Source organism: Sphingomonas qomolangmaensis, from assembly GCF_024496245.1.
GTDB lineage: Bacteria > Pseudomonadota > Alphaproteobacteria > Sphingomonadales > Sphingomonadaceae > Sphingomonas > Sphingomonas qomolangmaensis.
Window position 1 is genome coordinate 3087113 of the sequence record NZ_CP101740.1, and the last position, 17492, is coordinate 3104604.

At 59.2% G+C, this 17492-nt stretch carries 10 protein-coding genes and 2 pseudogenes; 7 read left to right on the forward strand and 5 right to left on the reverse strand.

Translation table 11 applies throughout. The annotated features are described in order from the left end of the window. The first annotated feature begins 38 nt into the window (after positions 1-38). Positions 39-782 (forward strand): metallophosphoesterase, encoded by a 744-nt coding sequence (locus tag NMP03_RS14605; protein WP_256506206.1) that lies wholly within the window; start codon positions 39-41, stop codon positions 780-782. Here NMP03_RS14605 and NMP03_RS14610 read toward each other — a convergent pair. Continuing rightward, positions 779-2095, reverse strand: a complete 1317-nt coding sequence (locus NMP03_RS14610) for a cell wall hydrolase (RefSeq protein WP_256506207.1) — start codon at positions 2093-2095, stop codon at positions 779-781. The genes NMP03_RS14605 and NMP03_RS14610 overlap by 4 nt on opposite strands. 482 nt (positions 2096-2577) lie before the next feature. Between NMP03_RS14610 and NMP03_RS14615 the strand changes: the two are divergent. Further along, positions 2578-3697 (forward strand): annotated as a pseudogene (locus NMP03_RS14615) (IS3 family transposase). A 140-nt stretch (positions 3698-3837) separates the two neighbouring features. Continuing rightward, positions 3838-5157 carry a glycoside hydrolase family 16 protein gene (locus NMP03_RS14620; protein ID WP_256506208.1) on the forward strand — a complete coding sequence of 440 codons (1320 nt, stop codon included), beginning with the start codon at positions 3838-3840 and terminating at the stop codon, positions 5155-5157. An 8-nt stretch (positions 5158-5165) separates the two neighbouring features. Here the strand turns inward: NMP03_RS14620 and NMP03_RS14625 are convergent, their stop codons facing one another. Next, positions 5166-6152, reverse strand: coding sequence for a glycosyltransferase family 2 protein (locus NMP03_RS14625; protein WP_256506210.1), 987 nt, complete (start codon positions 6150-6152; stop codon positions 5166-5168). Next, a complete protein-coding gene (locus tag NMP03_RS14630; RefSeq protein WP_256506212.1) occupies positions 6149-7486 on the reverse strand; it encodes a glycosyltransferase family protein in 1338 nt (445 codons plus the stop codon). The genes NMP03_RS14625 and NMP03_RS14630 overlap by 4 nt, the downstream gene beginning before the upstream one ends. On the opposite strand from NMP03_RS14630, the gene NMP03_RS14635 reads away from it, so the two are divergent. Beyond that, positions 7467-8396, forward strand: a complete 930-nt coding sequence (locus tag NMP03_RS14635) for a glycosyltransferase family 2 protein (protein ID WP_256506213.1) — start codon at positions 7467-7469, stop codon at positions 8394-8396. The two genes, NMP03_RS14630 and NMP03_RS14635, sit on opposite strands and share 20 nt — an antisense overlap. A 928-nt stretch (positions 8397-9324) precedes the next feature. Here NMP03_RS14635 and NMP03_RS14640 read toward each other — a convergent pair. Beyond that, positions 9325-10581: a glycoside hydrolase family 16 protein gene (locus NMP03_RS14640; RefSeq protein ID WP_256506214.1), complete on the reverse strand. Its 1257-nt coding sequence runs from the start codon at positions 10579-10581 to the stop codon at positions 9325-9327. A 541-nt stretch (positions 10582-11122) separates the two neighbouring features. Here NMP03_RS14640 and NMP03_RS14645 point away from each other — a divergent pair. Together NMP03_RS14645 and NMP03_RS14650 are read left to right on the forward strand one after the other, a co-directional pair. Then, on the forward strand, positions 11123-13291 hold the full coding sequence (locus NMP03_RS14645; RefSeq protein WP_256506215.1) for a GumC family protein: 2169 nt from the start codon (positions 11123-11125) through the stop codon (positions 13289-13291). A 124-nt stretch (positions 13292-13415) separates the two neighbouring features. Continuing rightward, positions 13416-14633, forward strand: coding sequence for an outer membrane beta-barrel protein (locus NMP03_RS14650; RefSeq protein WP_256506217.1), 1218 nt, complete (start codon positions 13416-13418; stop codon positions 14631-14633). 283 nt (positions 14634-14916) lie between these two features. Here the strand turns inward: NMP03_RS14650 and NMP03_RS14655 are convergent. Then, a pseudogene (locus NMP03_RS14655) lies at positions 14917-16157 on the reverse strand (IS3 family transposase). Between the two features lie 256 nt (positions 16158-16413). Here NMP03_RS14655 and NMP03_RS14660 point away from each other — a divergent pair. After that, complete coding sequence (locus NMP03_RS14660) at positions 16414-17073, forward strand: sugar transferase (RefSeq protein WP_256506219.1); 660 nt, start codon at positions 16414-16416, stop codon at positions 17071-17073. The last annotated feature ends 419 nt before the right edge of the window (positions 17074-17492 follow it).

The window sequence follows — 17492 nt, forward strand, 5'->3', positions numbered from 1 at the left end:
TCACTGACATTGACGGCATCAGCCTCCATAATGCTGAGATGCGCAACCCGTTCAAGCCACGCATGAAAATTGGGCAGACCGAGCCAGGCGAGCGAATCTATGCCGTGGGCGACGTTCATGGCAGATACGATTTGATGCGCAATCTACTTTCGCTGATCATGCGAGATTGGGAAGCTACAGCGCGGGCTGACACCACAATCCGTATCCTGTTCCTCGGCGATATCATCGATCGCGGACCCGATAGTCGATCCTGCATCATGTTGCTGCAACGCCTGACCTCGCAACCAAGAATAGGCCTTCTCCGCGGAAATCATGAAGATTTGATGCTGCGATCCCTAGATGGTGAACAATGGGCACAGGATATTTGGATGGAGCAGGGTGGGCTTACCACCTTAAACAATTATGGTGTCGCCGCACCGCTAAGGGCCGAGGATAGTTTTGACTTTGCCGAGCGGCTTTTGGCGGCGATCCCGCCCGAGCACATCGCGTTTTTACGTAGCACGCCGTTGTTCTGGGCCAGCGGCACCTATTTCTTTGCGCATGCTGGGGTTCGTCCCGGCGTCTCGCTTTATAAGCAGGACGACCAGGATCTGATCTCCATTCGCAACGAGTTCTTGACTGCGGACGCTTGGCACGGAGCGGTAGTGGTGCACGGTCATAGCATCGTTGACGATGTCGATGTGCGCCCCAATCGCATTGCTGTCGATACCGGCGCATGGCAGAGCAACCGGCTATCTTGCGTCGTGCTCGACGGCACTACACAGAACATTATCACAACCTAGCCGCCGTAGACTAGTCGAGCAGGATGGTCACTAGATTCCAGGCAGCGGCTCATCGATGCCTTGGCGTGTTTTGTGCAATCCCAATAGGGTTGCTGGGTACGGTTGCGTAACTCCTGCACGAACACGAAATCAGGGGGCGATGCGGCGAGACTTGCCGCGTCGAATGTGGCGGGACGCCGGGTGGGGTCGATCCAGCCCACCGCGCGGCACTCCGGACGTTTTCCGCAAAGCGCCAGCGCGTTCAGTGACCAACCGCCCGGTTTTGAATCGGGGTCGAGAGGCAGGTTGAGCACCGCTATCCTTGCTTCGCCTGCACGAGCGTTCGACGTGACCGTCACTGCGTCATCCCCACCGGCAACAGCGTCGGCTGAAAGTACAGGGATGTCGGCGAGGGCGGATGGATCGCCAGGTTGGCCGACCTGCGCGAGGTGCACGGACGAGAGGGCGGCCAGCGCGGCGATACGAGGCTCTACATTATTGCTTTGCTGGCGGAACGAGGCAAGAGTTCCCCAATAACCCCGCCAACGAAAGAACAGGTGGGTCTTGATCGCAGTGATCTTGTCGAGGCTGTTGCTCCAATAGGGTAGCACCCAGTCGGTATGGTAATGCGTGGCCAAACCCACTCGGCGATCGACATGGCTGTCGAGCATCGCTGCGGCACGGGCACGCGCCTCTGTGATCGCTCTATCGGACGGTCGCCAGCGCGCCATCGATTCGTCGCAGGCGAAGCTGAACTGGCAACCGGTGCTGCGTTCCGCCCCCTGAAATACAACGCCGCAGATGCTGCCGGGAAAGGCGGGGTGACGCACCCGGTTGAGGATGACCTGCATGACGGGATATTGATCGTCGCCGATGCCGCCCGCTTCATACAGCGCGGCGATTGCAAGACACGCAATCGCGCGTTCGCGATCGTCTGCTGATAGCACGGAGGAAAAGGGGCGGGCGGAGGCATTAAGCTTGTCCGAGAAGGGACGCATAGCGTTCGTTCTGCGCGCGGTTTCAGGCAAGACCGGCAGCAATTCATTTTCAGGCGTAACGACGCCGGGCATCCCTGCTTTAGGCAGGGGCGGCAAGGCGCGCTGCGCATCGCTTCGCCCTTTCCAAGCCTGAGCAGTTACTTCCTCACCGTTCTTCAGGGCGAACGAGACGGCCAGCATCCCACCGATGATTAGCATTGCAGCCAAGCCAATAAGTGCGCCGAGAAGTTGGACGGAACGGTCCATATTGGCCTTTTCTTTTGTCGAACCGCGTCGATTGGTTTTTCGCCGCGCTATCTTGGCGAAAACGGCGACATTATAGGCGAGGGCCGACATATCACATATGCGATTTGCTTAACCGTTCCAGCGTTGGGATCGTTCCATCCAACATCCGTTGCCGCCAATGATGCGATGCCCATGGGTTTTTGCTGCGATATGGCTACTGGCAGTGCAGCTGCGCGAAAAGCCTCGAGCGGGGATATCACGAGTTTCGGACCGCCTCCGAACGCCCAGACGTAGGGATCCGGCGCTGATGGGCTGGCAGCGTATAATTAAGCAATCGACGGGGGTGCCTGGGCGCAGGGTCGGATCATGACGGCAGTGCCATGGATCCTCAATCGCTCGATCCCGATGGCCACGCCGAGTCTACGTATCTTTCGTGAAGATCTATCTAGACAGCTCCAACAACGACCAGCCTATTTCGCCGACGCCTGCCCAAGCAAAAGTCCTGAGCAAAACACGCCAAAGCCATGCGTGTGGTGACGTGCCCCCCAGAATTCATGGCATTGGTAAGTTAGCTCGTCAGATGGAGACGAGTGGTGCGGCGAAGCCGGCTTACCAAAGAGCAGATCGTTGGGGTGCTGCGGGAGCATGAGGCGGGCGTGAAGACGCCTGAGCTATGCCGCAAGCACGAGCTTAGCGATGCGACATTCTATAACTGGAAGTCGAAGTACGGCAGGATGACGGTGTCGGAGGGCGGCACGGTTTCACACATTGGAAAAGGAGAAACGACGGCTTAAGAAGCTGCTGGCGGAGTCGATGGCTGACGTGTCGGCGCTGAAGGATCTGCTGGGGTAACTGGTCTTGTCTGGGGAGCGCTATGCGGTGGTGGAGACGCTGATGGCCGATCACGGCTGCTCCGAGCGTCGCGCCTGCAGACTGATCAGGGTCAATCGGTCGGCGTGGCAATATGAGCCGCTACGCGGGAAGGACGATGCTGTCCGCGAGCGGATGCGCGCGATCGCCAACGAGCGACGCCGGTTCGGCTATCGGCGGCTGGCGATCCTGCTCAAGCGTGAGGGCAAGGGCATGAACCTGAAGAAGGTGTATTGGCTGTACCGCGAGGAGCGGCTGACGGTGCGCAAGCGTTGTCGTCGCAAGCGCGCGCTGGGGACGCGGGCGCCGATGGCGATCCCGCAGGAACCCAACCAGAGCCGATCGCTCGACTTCGTATCGGATGCACTGGCCTGCGGCCGGCGGTTCCGTATGCTGAACGTCATCGACGATTACAGCCAGGAGCGCCTGGCGTGCATCGTCGATACCTCGCTGTCAGGTGGGCGAGTCATCCGCGATCTGAGTGCCATCGCCGAACGTCGCGGGCTGCCGTGCATGGTAGTCAGCGATGATGGGACCGAGCTGACCAGTCACGCCGTCGTCGCTTCGTGCCAGGACACCTGGGTCGAGTGGCACTACATCGCGCCGGGCAAGCCGCCGCAGAACGGCTTCGTCGAAAGCTTTAATGGTCGCCTGCGCGACGAGTGCCTGAACGAGCACCTGTTCCCATCGCTGGCTGCGGCGAGACGGATTATCGAGGCATGGTGGACGGACTACCACGCCGTGCGTCTGCACAGCAGCCTCGGCAGGTTGGTACCCGTCGAGTTTAGGAACCGCCCCCGCCAAGGGCATATGGAAACCGAAGCTAAGTTATCAGCGGCCTGAAAACGGGGAGCACGTCAGGTATTTTGCCAACCCGGTCCCCTAATCGCTACTACGAATGTAGCATTTTGATTTACTGTTGGTGATGTTGCAGTGTCCTCGCTAGGCGTCTGCGACTGCACGACAGCGTCTAGGGACCAAATATGTTGCGTGCCATTATGCTTTTATGCTTCGTCGGGTTGGGGGTTGGCGGTGTCGTGCTGAGCGCGTCGGATCTGCTCGGCCCGGGCCAGGCGCCGCTTCGTCCTGCGCAGCGACCGCCGCAGACGATGCCCAGCCCATCGCCGGGGGGGGCTGCGCCATACTCGGCTGCTACGTTCAAGCAAAACACCGCCTATCCCGCAGAAGTGACAGTCGATCTAGAGGACGGGACCGCGGCCCCCGATGCTGAGTCAGCGGCCGTCGGCGTCCGTCTGTCGGGGCGAAGCGCGAACACGGTATTTGCCTACGTCCGGTGTCGGGCGGGCGCAGGCGCTCGTCCCAAAGCCGACCGCACGCAATCGGTCATCTTTCGACCGGGTGACCCATTGTTTGCGACGATTTCGTGTCCGGTCGTGTCGGCAGGTGAAGGCGACACCGTCGAGTTTATCCAGGCGAACGTCCCCGATGGCGCGAAGCGGGGCGTCGTGCGCGCGGTGTCGCGGATCACTGCGTCGGCCCAGGCGACGCCACTTGAGACCAGCGGTTTTCGCCTTCCCTATGCCTTCGCGCCGTTAGGCGAAGTAGCTTATGCGGCAGATGCGACCTCATTTGGTTTTGCTGATCGCGGGATCGGCGACATCTGGGCGACCAGCCTGCGGCACGGGCGAACGCAGCCGGCGAATAATGAGGTCGGATATTATGGCACGACGGCCATGCAGGCGGTGGAAGCGATGGCCGACGGTATCGTGATGCGCACTCGACGGCTGGCACAGGCGTTCGATGCGGGGGACGGGCGGCCTCCCTATCCTTTCATGGCATCGGTGCTGTCGGGACATGATTCCTCGGCGCTGCAGTTCACCTATGGATCGATCGAATGGGTTGCGCGAATGCCCGATCGCAAGGGCAGTTGGCCTGCCTTATGGTTGGGCGCAGTCGATACTTGGCCCCCTGAAATCGACGTGTATGAGGGCCACAGCTACAATTCCGAGTGGCGGACCGAATCGGGCCTCTCGAGCGCGCTGCACGGCGGACGCGATGGCAAGCGCAGCTTCGTACGATCCGGCTATCGCATGCAAATGGGAGATTTCGGACTGCCATCCACGCTAACTACGGCCTTTCACAGGTTTCAAGTGACGGTAGAGCCGCAATGGATCACGACCTTCGTCGATGGCGTTGAAGTTAGCCGTTATGCCAATCCGTTCCCAGGAACACGCTGGTATCCGCTGATGACGGTCGCGGTGAAGACCGAGCGCGGTGCCCTATATAATGAGGGATCAGGCGATATGGTGTTGCGATCGGTGCGGATTTGGCGCAGCCAGTAAACCGCGTTTCAGCGAGATAATAGCCCGTATCTCGGCGCTATGCTTCGAGGATTGCCAATCATCTCGGCGATGAAGCCAAAGGCCCATGCCGCATGCATGATCGCAGCGGCGATCCCGGCTGCCATGCGCCATCCGCCGCCTTTGCGTGTGCCGATGGCCGCGCCCAGCAACAGGCACAACAGCAGCCAGGCGATCACGGGAAGCGCAAAGATCGGATGCCACGCAGCAAGCGGGAGGAGCGTCAGCGCTGCGGGCACCGCCAGGGGCGCCAATTGCCGCAGATGTGGGCGCATCCGATGGCGACGCAGGTTGCGCGCGCGCCCCACCCCGTAGCGGTAATATTGTCGCCACAAGGCGCCCGGACGGCTGCGCGGAAAGTAGACAATGGCAGCCGTAGGCTCCAACCATATGCGCCCGCCGGCCAAGGTCTGGCGGTGGTCGAGTTCGGCATCCTCATTGCATGGCATCGCTTCGCAATATCCGCCAATCTTGCGAAAAAGATCGAGCCGTAGCAGTGCGTGGTGGCCGTGATCGACGAGTCGCCCTTCGCCCAGATGCCGATGTGCCGATCCGCCGGTGCCCAGCACGCTGTTTTGCGCGGTCGCGACAGCGAGCTGAAAGCCACACTTTCCCTGGGTCAGCATCGGCACCACGACCGCGCTTGCCGATTGCGCGTCGGCGGCACGCAGCAACGTTGAGGCATAGCCATCGGGGTAATGACAATGCGCGTCGACCCGCAGTAGCCAACGATAGCCATCGCCATATTGTGCAACCGCGCGATTTATTCCGGCGCTTTGGATGCGCGCGCTATTGTTAATCAGGCGCACGCGCGGGTCGTGGGCGGCAAGGTCCTGTACGATGCGCTGACTGCCATCGATGCTGCCGCCATCAGCAACCACCAGCAAGTCGATGCTAGGGTCGCACAGCAGCTGTGCGATCAGGCCGCCTAGATGCGCGGCTTCGTTCAGGCATGGGATAACGACGAGCAGGTTCATGCGCGAAGCGTGGCGCCGATGGTGTTCACCAGATCCTGACAATCGCGACTGTCAGCCATCAGTTCACGGCGATCCAGCGCCGACACCCGTTGCTGCATCCCAGTGATTTCGCTTGGGGCCATCGTCGCGAGGCGTTTCGCTGCGTCCGGCGCGCGATCAACCAGCAGCCCGCAGTCATGCGCGGCTAACCAGCGGCCGGTTTCGACATCGGTCAACGCAATCGGAATGGCGCCGTGCGCCAGCGCCTCGTAGAGCCGATTAGGAAGCAGCCAGCTGCTATTTAGACCTTCCTCGAACCAGTCGATTGTCCAGGCAAAATGGCAGCGACCATAAAGTTCAGGCAAATCGTCATAATGATACGACCCGTGGAACGTCATGCCGCGAACCGCCCCGATCTTTTCGGTGATATCCGGAAGCTCTGCGGGTGACGGCTTGCCGGCGATCAGTACTTCAACACGACCGTCGGCGCGTTCGACCAATTCAGTCAGGAATGCCAGCGTCCGTTTGCAGCGCAGCATTCCAAACCATCCGATGCGGACGGGCAATTCGGGGGCGGCAGGCCGCGCATCGACCTGTACGTCGTCATCGATCAGCAACTTGTTTTCGATGATCGCAATCGGAGCGCGGACCGGGCGCTGGGTGAAATGATTGCGCACAAAGCCTGGCGAGGAGGTCAGCAGCAGATCGACCTTTGCCAACAGCCGGCCTTCGATGGCACGGATCAGCGACGCAGCCTTGCCCGATCCCGTCAGCAGACGGTGAACATCCAGGCATTCGTATACGATTGGCCGGTCTCCGGCGATGGCGTACGCGATAGCGAGTTGTTCCAGATTGCGCGCCATAATAACGTCGCAGTCGGCAAAGCGGCGGACAAGCGCTTTGGTGAATACCGCGCTACGAACTGTCTCCAGCGCGCGCCGAAGCAAGTTTGCATCTTGCGACTGGCCAAGTAGCATTGGATCACGTGCAGCGGGCGCGGCAGCGACGGCTGGATCCCGGCAAAATCCTGCGAGCGCGACCTTCGCGCCGCCGCGATTAAGCATACGGCAACGGCGCTCCACCGCAGGATCATTGAGATTATGGGAAATATAACCGATTTTCATTTCTGGCCACCTAATCTGCCGATTGACAGCTTTTGTGCAGCGCGACAAGACGAAAGGGGGGGGGGCGCCGCGGCATCCCAAGGGGTTAAGGTCTTTGATTTCGAAGCGTCGAACGCCGGGCACGTCCGGTCCACGCATGATGTACTGAGAGGCCTGGCCAGTGACACGTAGTCCGTCGATCGCGGTTGTTATTGCCGCATTTAATTCGCAAGTGACGATCGCGAAGGCCATCGCAAGTGCGTTAGCGCAGCCCGAGGTGGCCGAAGTCATCGTGGTGGATGACGCGTCAACCGATGCAACCGTAAGTGTTGCGCGGACTGCGGGACGGGATGATCATCGCGTGCGGGTTCTTGTGCAGAATGCCAATCAGGGGCCGGCAGCGGCGCGCAACCGGGCAATTGCCGAAAGCGATGCGCCGCTGCTGGCGGTGTTGGACGCGGACGATCAGTTTTTGCCCGGACGGTTCGCTGCCATTTTAGAGACCGAAAACTGGGATCTGTGCTCAGACAATATCGTGTTCGTTCGCAACGAAAGCGAATTGAAGGATTATTCGGAATTGGATGCCAAACCGTTGGCGTCCGGAATGCTGAATCTGGAGACGTTCGTAGCCGGCAACCTGCCAGCGCGACACAAGCAGCGCGGTGAGTTAGGATTTTTGAAGCCGGTGATCCGGCGAGCAATGCTCAAGCAATTTGATCTCCGCTATGCGCCAACATGCCGGTTGGGGGAAGATTATCTCCTTTACCTAGCAGCACTTGCACACGGCGCTCGATTCCGGATTGTTTCATCCTGCGGCTATGCCGGTCTGGTACGGAATGACTCGCTTAGCGGTCGGCATGGGATCGAAGATTTAGAAGCATTGCTGGCGCAAGAAAGGCTGCTGCTGCGCGGACTAGCGCTGACGGACGGACAGCGAAGCGCTGTCAAACAGCACATTCGGTCAACGCGTCGCCGCCTGGTTCATCGGCAGGCCCTGCGTGCTCGCCGCGAACGGGGGCTTTGGCAGGGCTTTTTGAACGCTGCGCGGCACCCGTCGGTATTTGCCGATATCCTGGCCGACCGAATTCGGCCCATGGATGAAGGCGGCCTTACGCCCCGCAAGCTACTCACGCCCGTCGATTTCGACCGTTACACCCGGTGAGTGTCGCGGCGCACGACGTTGCGAGCGATATGCTGTCCACTGACGTCGCCGTCATCGGCAGGGTACGACGAGGTTGGCGATGGCATCGCGCCTGCGCAGGGATGTGCTGGTCGTCAAAGGTCTGAGGCTGAGTCCGGACCATGCACGCAACCGAATAGTGTGCAGCATCTGATCAACGGCGGGCGGATCGAGACATATATGCCACAGGCGTAAGCGTTGCAGCTGGCGTTCGACCCCGTTCGAAACCGCCGCGCCTATGCTTGCGAGACCACTTCACCTTCTTCCTGCCCCTTGCTCTGCCGAAAACCGGCGATCCATATCTTCGCGCCTTTTCGCGACGCCGCCCGTCGGTTCCGGTCCCCGCAAAGTTGCTAGATCTGTCGCGCGGCGGCTGCAGGGGCGCGAGCAGGTATTCGTCTGCTCAAGAATCGCGTTTGAATCGTTAGCTGTACCGCGTACCCTGCTGGAGCAACGCGATCACGCTATCCGCCTAACAAGATGCATGGGTTGCCGGCGCGTGGCCGTGAACTGGACGGTCGCGGATTAGTTATTGGCAAGCGTAACGACTTTCAGCTTTCAGCCGGATATTCGCCCGGTGGATCGACGCGCGGGCTCGGTCGCTGTACGGCGATCCACAGCATGGATGACGCGCGGGCGCTGCCGATGCGCGACAGCCTGCACCATATGGCGGGACGCGGATGAGTCGCGTTGAAGCAGCAGGCGTGATCGATCGCAACCGGCCCGTGCACGGCTCGCACAATTAGTCAATTGTCGGCGGATTGGTGTTTCCGACCGGTCGACAGGTGGACCCAACGCCGGCCATGCTCGCTTTGGGCGCGCGGATGGCGGATCGGCGGTCAATCTACATTAAATCAGCCGACTACAAAACCAATCTGGCTAGAATTGATAGACACGATAATGCAATTTATCACTTCCACCACTCGATGCGATCTAAGGTAATTGTACTTTCCCAATCCGGCGTAACGGTTTTCGGTGCGGGCGCTAAGCCGCCCACCGCCACATTAACAACTATGTACATGGGCTCATGAAAGGGGTTGTGTCTCCGGTGAACTTCTTTCCCGTCGACTAGCGTTATTAGCCATTGAGGTGTCCAATCAAGGCCGTATGTGTGAAACTCTTCATCCGGCACGAATGGAATGAATGCCCCCTCCATACGTTTTGCCTTTGTAGAGTCTATATAATGTACTGTAGACTTCATTCTGGAGTCATCGTTCAAGCCAAACTCAAATATATCAATCTCAGGTGGCCAGGCTAGGGATTTTGGTAAAAGCCAAAATGCGGGAATAGTTCCCTGCGCTCGCGAAATATTTGCGCGTATTTCAATGTAGCCATATTGGCCAGTATGCAAGTCAAGTGATTGCATCATAGATGCAGCATAATCGTAGGTTGCGCCTCCTTCTCGAACAGGCGCATGGTGAGCACGGATCACGCGCTTACCTTCACGGATTGGATGGGTATCTACACCGGGGTCAGTTATCGGATCCGCATTTGGCGCAATTTCGCGGTTAGCTACTTGTAGGCGATGTTGAGGAAACCGAGACCGCCATGAGCCAGGTGCAGACGTAGGACGAACAGGCTCCAGAAAGTTGCTAGACCAGGCGAGGGTTCTACCGTTTCGCGCGCCAGCCGATGGTAGCAACGGTTGCGCCGGCATTGACTTGACAGCATCGGCGCTTCCTCCCCTTATTGGATAGTCAGCTCCTCCAACAGCGGGATGATTGTAGCTCCATGAAACAGTCAGATCGAACTTTTTATTAGCAAGATCGGCCTTGATCGGAATGGAGACTGAGGTGCATGTGCGCCCAGCAGGTATATTCAGGCCACGAACTTGCGTTCGTACGAAGTCTTGCCCCTCTTTCGCGGTATCATTCTTAGTCAGGGCATCGAATGTTAACTGCCGAGGCAATACCTCTTTTAGGCAAACAGGCACGTCTACAGATCGCATTCCCGCGGCTACGTATGTTTCATTCACCATCAAACCTGCATTTCCCGCAAGGGGGTCTGATTGGACCGACATAGCTTCTGCCACCGGTGGGCTCAATGGTGGCGGCGTCGCGATTGCTGTCGGCTCTTTAACGGGTGATGGGCTAGCGACCGGAGCAATCACTTCACCCGTCGTTTCAGCTCCGCTACCGTCGGTGCGGCAGGCGGCTAGCGCTGCCATCAGCAAAAGCGCGCAGGACGACTTCCGACGCCCCCGGTTTTGTGAGCGAGATCTGCCAAGCGGGCCAAGTGACGATGTCAAAACCATTAGCCGATGTTGGCGGCAAAAGATTACTGGAGCCTAAAGGCGTCAGTCTTTCGTAATTTCCAGCTCTGCAAGCCGCTATGCCCGGGCCGTGATGCTGCCGGTTCTTCGAACGCCAAAATAAGGTATTCGGCAAATGCAGGCCGGCTACGCACGGCGGAGGTTCGCCGCGGTCATCAAAGTGTTGTCGCAGCCGCGCACGCAAACCGTTGCAGCGGTGGAATCAGTATCTTGCGGCTATCACGCCGGACCGCGCAATGCGTTCCTCCCAACTGGCGTCGTTTCTGGTTGGCTGCGGCCGGCGCATTTTGAGGATTGCGGCAGTTGCATTTTTACAGCGAGCGATTGCGGAGCCACATTCGTGTGCCACGTTGCGTGGCTGTGTTGCTCCAAAGCGAGCCTTTCTGTGTTCGCTAATTGTCATTGCTGCACCTGCTATATGCAACTATAGCGGCCCATGATGAATAATGTGCGATCAAGCGACAATGGCGGCCAACTCAACGATACCGGTGAAGAGCCGGTCGGCATGCAAGCGGCATCGGTTCCACTCCTTCCCGACCCGGGGCTGATCTGGCAGGTTTTCCGCCGCAACCTGCTATTGTTTTCGCTTGTGTTTTTAGCGATTTTGGGTCTCGCGGTTGCGTATGCTTCGTTGCAGGTGCCGCAATATGTGGCGCGAGCCAGCGTGTTGATTGAGCCAACTAGTGATCCGGTTCGCACCACGGCGCCGGGCAACCGGCTCGAAGCCATGCAGGCTGACGAGGTGGACACCGAGATCCGGCTGATCGCGTCCCCGTTGGTGGCAGAACGAGCGGCTATGCTCTATCTCGAGCGCTATGCACCCGGCTTGGCTACGCGCGCGACTGCAACTGAGGTGGCTGCGCAGGCACAGCGTATTTTAAGAAGCACGATGGTGACGCGTTCGGGCCAGACACGTGTCGTCGATATTTCGGTTCGCGACAGCGATCCGCAGATGGCGGCGATGAACGCCAACCTTGTTGCCGAGGCCTATCTGGCTAGCCAGGTGGAAGCGAAGACTGCCCGTAGCGCTTCGTCGACTGCGTTTATCAACGCCAGGCTTTCTGAGCTTGAGCGTAACGCGCTCACGACTCAGGCAGCATTGGACAATTATCGGGCCGATCGCGGGCTGGCCGGTGAGAACGGGTCGACGAATGCCGAGCAGGAAGTCTCGACGCTGAACCAGCAGCTTGCTTCGGCACGGGCTGATCTTGCTGAAAAGCGAGGCCGGTACAGCGCGGCACGGGCACAATTATCGCGCGGCGGCGGCGGTGCAGATGTTGGTGCCGCGCTGGGCTCTGGCACCATCGCTAGCCTTCGCGCGCAGGAGGGGGCGACGAGCGCCGAGTTGGCGGTACTTCGCGAGCGCTATGGCGAAGCGCATCCGCAGCGACGCCAGACCGAAGAGGAACTGCGGGATATTCAGTCACGCATCCAGGAAGAGATTAATCGCGTCCTGTCGAATCTTCAGGCTGACGTGCAGACCGCACAATCACGCGTTGCCTCAATTGAAGGAAGCCGTGGATCAGCGCTGGGTACCGTGCGGCAAAATAGTCGTGCGCAAACCGGCTTGGGCGAGTTGCAGCAAAAGGCTGAAGCTGCGGGGCAGGTGTATCAAGCGTTTCTCGCGCGTTCGCAGGAAGCGGGTGCGCTGCGTGACAGCGCAATGCCTGACGCAGTCATCTCGACACGTGCGGCGACGCCCAAACTTCCAGCGAGTCCGAATTATCCGCTGATACTTATTTTTGGCTTGATAATGGCGACGGGGAGCGGCGTATTTGCGGTGTTACTTGCCGAATATCTGCGTCGCGGCGTGCAGACTAAGCGCGATGTAGAGCGTAGTTTGCGTCTTCGCTATGCGGGCGCGATCCCGTCGTTGAATTCAACGATAGAAGGCCGCAAGGCGATTTTGCCGCCGCACGAGTATATCATATCGCATCCGCATTCGATGTTTGCAGAAGCGTTCCGGTCGATCAGAGCCTTCCTTACGTTGTCGCCTGGCACGCGACCGCGGGCAATCGCGATTACATCGGCGCTGCCGGGCGAAGGAAAGACGACGACGTCTGTATGCCTCGCGCGCACGACGGCGGCCGAGGGCGGCAAGGTTCTGCTGGTCGACGCGGATTTTCGTCGGCGCGGTGCGAGCAGCCTGCTTGAGTATGTATCGCCGCACGATATACATGACTATCTCGACAACAGCGCGCCATTGGCTCAGTGCATCTATGTCGATCCAATTTCCGGACTACATGTATTGGGCAGCAATGCCGTGCAAGATAGCCCGAAATCGTCGGTCAACGAAGCGCGGGTCGAAGCGATGTACGACGAATTGCGAAGCAATTACGATATCATCATTGTCGATACCGCACCGATTCTGGCGGTTGCCGATGGGCGTATCCTTGCGACCGCTGCCGACCGCGTTCTGCTGATTAGCAAGTGGAAGAAAACGTCGAAGCGAGCGGTCGAAGCTGCATCGGCAATGTTGATCGATGCTAATGCAAAGGTGACCGGTCTGGCGTTGGCTCAAGTAAATATCAAGAAATATGCAAGTACGGGCGACGGCGACGTTTACGCATATACGCAGAAGTTCCGTGGTTATTACCAAAACTAGGTAACAGCTCTGCACGACCTGGCGGGAGGATGATTTCTTTTCTGCTTATTGGGGATATAAGATGCACGCGAACTGCAAAGGGTCGGCAACGTCGCTCCGGATAAGCTTGGCAATCTGTGTCGGCATGACTGCGATGTGGGTAAGCGCCGCCAGCGCGCAGGCAATCGACCCATTTGGGTCGATACAGAACCGGTTCAGGCCTGACTACGCAACGCCACCGATCAATGTTGGCGGGTTCGAGATAGTGCCGCGTATCGAGGCCCAGACCGAATATGTCGACAATCTGTTCGCTTCCGATGTTGTTGACGTGGACGATGTTATTTTGTCGATAACACCCCAAGTGGCGATCCGTGATCGCCGACCTGATCGCGAGCTGCGGCTTGATCTGTCGGGGGGCTACGCCATGTATCTTAACAACCAAGTTGACGATCAGCTCCAGTTGCGCGCGCGCGGTGACGCCCGGTTCGGACTAGGGACGCGGACGCGTCCGTTTTTCGGCGCGTATGCCCAGCAGAACGACAGTACCAACCGGTCCTTCAGCGAATTTCGTGATACGGCGCAGCCCCTGCGGTTAAGGTCGCTTGGAGGGAATGCTGGCGTCGAGCAGGATTTCGGACCGCTGATCGCGACCGTAGAAGGGCGGTACGAACGTACTCAATATGACAGCGATGATGTCGTCTCGGGGGTTCGCATTGATAGCGGGTTCCGGGACTATTCCGTGGGCACGGGAAGGTTTCGTTTGGCTTATTCAGTGAACCCGGCCCAACGCCTCTACGCCCAGGTTGAATTAAACAGGCGCGATTTTGACGAGACGACTGGGTTGCCGGTTGTGCCCGGTGCCTTTTTGGGTAACCGATCGTCGGACGGCTTCACCGCCCGTGTAGGCTATGCTCGGCAGATAACTGAGCTGTTGCTGCTCGATGTCAGCGCCGGATATCTACAACAGAATTTTGACGATCCGACGATTTCGGCAATCTCAACCGCTTCATTCGAAGCTAGCCTGTTTTATAGTCCGACCCAGCTCACTCGGCTGCAACTGCGGGCAAGCCGCTCGATCGACGAAACGTTCAACCCGTTCTTCAATGGTCTGCTTCGGACCGAATTTGCTGTTGCCGTCGAGCACGAGCTTCGCCGCAATCTCGTCCTGTCGACCGAGGCGCGGTATACGGTCTTCGGCGCCGGCGAGTCTGGCGAAAGCAACGAATATGTCCTGTCAGGCCAGGCGCGGTATTTTGTATCGCCGCGCTGGTCGCTTAGGACGCGTGCAGAGCGTTTTTCGCGCAGTGGGGTGTTCGAGGGGTCACAGAACCGGCTGCTGCTTGCCGCTGCGTATAACTTCTAAGCCGTCTCAATAGGGTCTATTAATCGTTTCTGGCAATTAGTGCTTCGAGCAGACTTTCCGCCAAATTCAAATAACTGCGTGGCGAAAGTCTAATCCAAAACGGGGGGGCGGGCAGCGGTAGCATGGGGCGCTACGTAACTTCCCCCCGTTGGCGACTGGGTCAGCGATTGCCGAGCTAAAAAGTTGCCAAGGGCGAGGCATGAAGTGTGCTATGCTTAGGAGCTTATTCGGATATCTGGCAGTTAACATGGACGCCATTTTTAGCCGACGCTGTTGTTGCCCCCTAAACGCCTGACGGGGCCTCGCGGGTTTGTGCGATATACTCGCGGGGCAAACGATAGCCCAGCGCGCGATGCGGATGCACCTCATTGTAGTGCGCCAGCCAGACTGGAAGCTGCTCGATGACGGTTCTGGCGCCGGGTCTGGGGCTCACCCGGACGTAGTCGCGCTTGAGCGTTCGGACGAACGCCTCGGCCATGCCGTTGGACTGAGGGCTGCTGACCGGCGTCGTGCGCGGCCCCAGGCCGATATCGCGCGCGAAGCCGCGGGTATTGTGGGCGGTGTAGCAGCTACCGTTATCGCTCAGCAACTCGATCTGCTCTGGTAGGCGGTTCACGGGTCCGAAGCGGTGCTCGACGGTGGCGACCATGGGGTCCTGGACGTCCTCGGCAGTGATGCCGCCGGTGGTAGCGAAATGCCCCATCGCCTCGCGGTCGCAGCAGTCGAGCGCGAACGCCACGCGCACCTTCTTGCCATTGTCGCACGCGATCTCCAGCCCGTCGGAGCACCAGCGGGTGTTGCGCCGGTCGACTGCGACCCGGCCATCGTGACGGCGCGCCTCCCTCTGTTCACCGCCGCGCTGGAGAAGCCGCCCATGCACCTTCATGACGCGGTAGACGCGCTTTGGGATGGGCGCTGCGCGCCCGGTCTGCTGGGCTTGCCGCCGAAGCAAGGCATTCACGCGGCGGTACCCGTACGTGGGCAACTCGGCGACTAGCGCGCGGATGTCGGCGACCAGCTCGGCATCCGGCATCGGCGGTCGTCCGCGCGGTCGCTGAGGCGGCCTGTTGCGCATCGCGGACAGATGCTGGCGGGTTACGCCGAGCACGTCGGCAACCGCGCTCACAGACCATCCCCGGGCAATGAGGTCGAGCGCAACAGCAGTTTTTTTGGGCCTGCGGCCTGGGACACGGCCTCGCGGAGCAGCTCATTCTCCATGGCCTTCTTGCCGAGCAGTCGGTGCATTTCGTCAACCTGCGCTTCCAGCGCCCGGTACTCGGATGCTGGCACCACCTCCTCGCCGGCTGCCGCGGCGGTCAGCGCGCCCTGGTTCATCAGCCGGCGCTAGGTGAAGACCTGGCTGCCGCTGATCCCGTGCTGGCAGGCGACGAGCGACACGTTCATCCCCGGCAGATACGTCTCCTCGACGATCCGGATTTTCTCCTCCGGTGTCCACCGCCTCCGACGCTGCACACCGGAAAAGACCTCGCCATCATTGTAACGCCTGGTCGTACAGTCAGTCATATGCCTCACTCTTATCCAAAAGCGAGATCCTGTCAGGTCATTTAGGGGCCACCTCAGAGGCTGAGAACGGGGTCAGCCGGGGCATCAAGCATCAATATCTTACCCAGTAGAAAACTGTCGCTTTCTGGCACATCTCGAACCCGCTGATATCGCAGGGTTTACGAATCATTAAATTTGACCTAGCGGCACAGGCAGTAATGGGTGATGCGCTATGGTCGACCGGTCCCTAAAGATTGCGGGTAAGTCCCATCGGGGCTTGGAGTACCATTCGCCCAAGATCAAGGCGCAGGGCCGCTTTGTTGCCTTCGATCCAGTTGAAATCCGCGCGCTGGATATTTTGGGCGCCGTTTTTCTGTTGTTGTCCTTCCTGCCGCTTATGATTTTGATTGGGCTGGCAGTTTTCGTTTCGAATCCCGGTCCGATCTTTTTCAGTCAGTTGCGGCTCGGTCGCGATGGTAAGCCTTTCAAGTGTCACAAGTTTCGCACCATGGCGACCGATGCCGAGGCGCGTCTTGCAAATCTGCTTAGCACTAGCGCAGCGGCACGGGCGGAGTGGGATCGGGACTACAAGTTGCGGCATGATCCGCGAATCGTCGGCATCGGACGCTTTCTGCGAAAGAGCAGCCTCGATGAGCTGCCACAATTGTGGAATGTTTTGGTCGGCGATATGAGCCTCGTAGGGCCGCGACCGATCGTCGCTGGTGAACTGTCGCGCTACGGGCGATATGCCAGGCACTATTATTCGGTTCGGCCGGGTCTGACCGGGTTGTGGCAAATTAGCGGTCGTAACGACGTGTCGTACCGCCGCAGGGTGGCGTATGACGTTCTATATGCGCGTAAGGGCCGGATCGGGGATAACGTGCGCATCTTGGTGCTGACTATCCCGTGTGTGCTTGCTCGGCGCGGATCCTACTGACATACAAAGCCACCGTTTGAGAATGGCCCGAAGCGGCGCTGCGGGCGCGATTCCACCTCAGGATGTCGACCTGAGCTAGCTATGGCCGAAGGCTAGATTTGAACAGCGAGTGAATCGCTACCTGACCGTCGAGAAGTGCGGCTTACGGAGGCTTTCCTACCGCCGGCGTTAAGTCGGGGTCGCAAGCCGATGACCTATCCTTGCGCGGTTTTCGACGCATCGCGATACCTTGTCCTGACAGGCGGGGGTTGGCGAATGCTACTGAACAACTTTTCGCCCCCACAGATGATCTTACAAGGCGCGCAAAGACACGCAAGCGTACGCTCTGACCGATGCAAGCCGGCACACTTGACAGTCTCCATGACCGTAGGCCGGCAAAGCGATTACGCTGGTATGGCTTCCCTGCTGGAAGATCTATG